Annotated in this window: 3 protein-coding genes; 2 read left to right on the top strand and 1 reads right to left on the bottom strand. The window is 71.0% G+C overall.

What is annotated here, in order from left to right; all coding sequences use genetic code 11:
• A partial coding sequence (locus tag LAO51_20120) for a hypothetical protein (GenBank protein ID MBZ5641053.1) occupies positions 1–1417 on the bottom strand: 1417 nt, incomplete at its 3' end.
• A gap of 92 nt (positions 1418–1509) precedes the next feature.
• Between LAO51_20120 and LAO51_20115 the strand changes: the two genes are divergently transcribed.
• Both LAO51_20115 and LAO51_20110 read left to right on the top strand, forming a co-directional pair.
• A complete protein-coding gene (locus tag LAO51_20115) occupies positions 1510–3507 on the top strand; it encodes a hypothetical protein (protein ID MBZ5641052.1) in 1998 nt (665 codons plus the stop codon).
• A 261-nt stretch (positions 3508–3768) separates the two neighbouring features.
• Positions 3769–3961, top strand: a 193-nt coding sequence (locus LAO51_20110; GenBank protein MBZ5641051.1) for a prepilin-type N-terminal cleavage/methylation domain-containing protein, incomplete at its 3' end; no start/stop codon positions are given.

Genomic DNA, 3961 nt, shown 5'->3' with positions numbered 1-3961 from the left:
ATGGGTAGGTCGTCGCGCTCGCCACGCTGTACCCGAGCCCCATGTCCCCCGCCCCGTCGGTCGCCAGGCTCGCCATCCAGCGATGGTCGCCGTCGGGCGCCACCGTCCCCGCCTGGAAGACGAACGGCACCGACGCGTCGAGCCCCCGGATCTCGTACCAGCGCACTCCCGCGTGATCGAGGCCGTCCACGTCCACGGTGTGGTTCGCGGTGAGCGCCTCGTGGGAGACGAAGTTCCTGTACGCGAGATGCCACATGAGGCGGTCCGAGAAGGGGTCCACGCTGTGGCCCCCGGGCAGCGGGATGCAGCTCGACGAATACCCACAGAGGTCGGAGTTGAACGGCAGCCCCGCGGCGGTCAGATCGACCACCGCGTCCGGGAGGCCGTCGAGGCCGAAGGTCGACTGGGAAGGGTCGGACCAGTCGACGTGGAACCTCCACATCTGCAGCAGGTCGCTCGGCCATCCCCAGGCGTCGTCGTCGACCTCGACGAACCATGCCGGCGTCCCGGCGGCCGGCGGGATCGGGCCCTCGAGGCCCGCGGGGAGCTGGCCGCCGTATGCGGGATTCACGCCGTAGAGGTCGAAGACCACCATCCGCGCGGCCTGGCCCAGCAGCATCCGGTCCCTCTCGAACGCGACCGCGGCCTGCCCGCGCCAGGCACGGGTGGAGCCGTCGAACTGGTTGACCGCCATGTAGTACGCGTCGGGCCAGACGGCGAACTTCGGATAGTCGTTGAGCGTGGTGGGGCTCCACGGGAAGTCGTACCGGTACCAGGCCCCGGTGGGGTCGCCGGTCTCCGAGACGGCGATGCACTGGTGGAAGTTCCCCGGCCAGTCGAACGCGAGCTGGCTTGCGAGCCAACGGTCCGCCAGTCCGTCGTACAGGACGACCGGGTCCCCGTTGTCGTGGGTCTCGCAGATGCCGCCGAAGCCGGCCCACAGGGTGCGCCCGCTCACCGGACCGTAGAGGAGGCTCCCCTTTTTGTCCCAGATCGCCAGCGAGAGATTCACCCACTGAACGTAGTGCCGCGGCCCCACGTCGCCCTCGGTGTCCGGCGGCACGCGGTTGTCGAGGTTCGAGACCCCCTCGAAGCTCGCGATCGGCGCCGGCATCGGCCCGGCGGCTCCCGCCGGCTCCTGGGCGAAACACGCGTCCACCGTCCGCGCGCCCGGTCGGGCGCCGACGCGTCCGGGCAGCACGAGGTTCAGGCTCGGCTCCTCGGACAGGGCGCGCCCCGTGACGGGGGGAATCGTACGGAGCGGCGGCGAGGTGTCGTGAGCGGCGGCCCAGGCGACCCGCGGCGGGAGCTTGTCCTTTCCCGAAGGCCCGGACGCCGCGGCCCCGTCGGCGGCGGGCGTCGGGACGGCGCTGAGCGCGAAGAGCAAGAGCGCTGCGTTCCCTCCCAGCCGCCGCATTCGGACGCCCTCCATTCCCGACCCCGCTCGAGAGCCATCTTACGGCGCGATCCCTTGACTCGCACGCCCGCGCCGCCGATGCTCCTCTCCCGATGATCCTCTCCGCCCCGACCTGGAACCGCCCGGCCGCGCGATCCGCGATCCTCGGAGCGCTGGCCGCCCTCGCGATCCTCGCCTTCGTCGAGGCGACGGGCGTCGCTCACGGGTGGGCTTTCTCGTGGGCCCGCGAGCTCTCCTGCGCTCTCCTGATCCTGTTCGCCGCGTGGTCCGTCGGCGGCTGGCTTTCGCGTCGGCTCTTGGGACGCGACGCCGCCGGTCGAGCGGGCCACGTGGTCGCGACCGCCCTCGGCCTCGGCGTCCTGGCCCTGGCGACGTTCGCAGCCGGGGTCGCGGGGATGCTCCGCCCTCCGGTTCTGTGGCTTCTGGTCGCCGCGGCGTCCTCGCCCGCCGCCGCGGCCTGGCGTGAGCGGCGGCGCGCCGGACCCGCGCCGGCCGGCCCTGCGCCGGACGAGGGCGTCCCGCGCTCGCGATGGCCCGCGTGGCCGGGACGAGTCGCGGCCGCGCCGGTGTTCCTGGTGGGATTCCTCTACGCGTCGCTCCCGCCGACGTTCTACGACACGCTGGTGTACCACCTCGGGCTCCCGAGCCTGTACCTCGCCACGAAATCGCTCACGTACTGGAACGGCTCGTACCTGGCCTGCTACCCCCAGAACGCCGAGATGCTGAACGTGGTCGCGATGGCGCTCGGCGGTGAGAAGGCCGCGCAGATCCTCTCGTTCGGGTTGGCCTGCCTCCTCGCGGCCGCGGTGGCGAGGATGGCCCGCGGGGAGGCCGGGCGAGAGGGGTCGGACCTCGCGCTCCTCCTCCTCGCGTCGCAGTGGCCGTTCTGGTTCGAGGCCTGCTTCGCGAAGAACGACCTCCTCGGCGCGCTCTTCCTCCTCCCGGCCCTTTCGCTGGTGCTGGAACGGGCCCCCGCGAGACCGCTTCGCACCCTGGCGCTGGCGGGAGTCCTCGCCGGGCTCGGGGTCGGGGTCAAGCTCACCAACGCGCTGCCGGCGCTCCTGATCGGGTGCGTGCCGGCGCTCCAGCGCGGACGCGCCTCCAGGGAGAGGATGCTCCGACCCGCCGTCTTCCTCCTCGCCGTCCTCGCGGCGGCGTCACCGTGGCTCGTCCGGAACGCGGTCCATCGCGGCAACCCTTTCTTCCCTGCGTTCTACTCGGTGCTGGGCGGACGCGACTTCTCGAGCGAGGCCGCCGAGCGGATGAAGCGCGACACCCTTCAAGAGATGGACCGTTCGCCCGTCGCCGTCGCGGTGCGGATCGCCGGGATCGGAATCGATCGGACGCGCTACGCGAGCGGCGGCGAGCTCACGCCTCTGACGATCCCGCTGCTCGCGGTCGGGCTCCTCCTGTCCCGCCGGCGCGAGACCGCGATCCCTCTGGGTATCGCGCTCGTCACTCTCGTGGTCGGGGTCGGCTACGTCTCGGCCGTGGTCCGGGTCTACGCGGTGGCCTGGGCCCTCGTTCCGCTGGCCGCCGCGGCGGCGTTCGCGAGGTTCCATCACCGAGCATGGCGCATCGCGGTGGTGTCGATCGTGGTCGCCGGAGCGGCGCCGGGATTCCTGCTGTCGGCGCGAATGCTGGAGACCGTCTCCACGGGCGGGAGCCGGGTCTTCCTGGGGAGGATCGAGCCCGAAGCGTACCTCCTGGAGCGCGTGAATTACCTCCCGGTCGCCCGGTACGCGAACGAGCGGCTTCCGGCCGACGCGAGGATCCTCGTGGTGGGAAGCTCGCGGACCGCCTACTTCCATCGTCGATGCGACGCCCCCTGCGCCTGGGACGACGCCTGGATCGCGCGCGCCTCCCGGCCGGATGCCGATCCGCTCGCGCTGCGGGACGACCTGCGGAGAATGGGTTACACCCACGTCCTGCTGAACGCCCGGGAATTGGGCGAATCCGAGACGGCGCGCCGCGCCGCGGGGATCCTGAACGACGCCAAGGCCGCCGACCGTCTCGATCGGTTCTTCCAGGCCTTGCGACCGGTCGCGAGGGCCGGCGGTTGCGTCCTCTTCGAGATTCCCGGAAGGTGACGCGGCGCGGAGAACCGGCCCGGATCCGCTCCCGCCGGGAGGGACCGCTATGACATCCTGTGTCGCTCCTCGGGCACCCCTGCGACATCCCAGGTCAGAGCACGTACGTCCCCGGTCGCTCGGGCAGGGGCGCGAAGGAACACCCCACGCCGAATGGCGCGCCGGACGGGCGTTTCGCGTTCCATGTTCCCGTCAGGACGTCATGGCACCACGATTGCTTGATAGACTCCTCCGGACCATAAAAAAAGGAGGCCATAGGTCATGAAGCGAAACAATAGAGGTTTCACGCTGATCGAGCTCCTGATCGTGGTGGCGATCATCGGCATCATCGCCGCGATCGCGATCCCGAACCTGCTGAACGCGATCGACCGCGGCAAGCAGAAGCGGACCATGGCGGACATCCGCTCCATCGGCACCGCCGTGGAGTCGTACGCCATCGACAACAACTACTACC

Source organism: Terriglobia bacterium, from assembly GCA_020073205.1.
Classification (GTDB): Bacteria; Acidobacteriota; Polarisedimenticolia; order Polarisedimenticolales; family JAIQFR01; genus JAIQFR01.
Note: the sequence above shows the minus strand (reverse complement) of the source record. Positions and strands in the feature narration are given on the sequence as shown.

Excerpts from the sequence above, each read along its gene's own strand:
- LAO51_20115 (MBZ5641052.1), top strand. The coding sequence starts at position 1,510 with ATGATCCTCTCCGCCCCGACCTGGAACCGCCCGGCCGCGCGATCCGCG.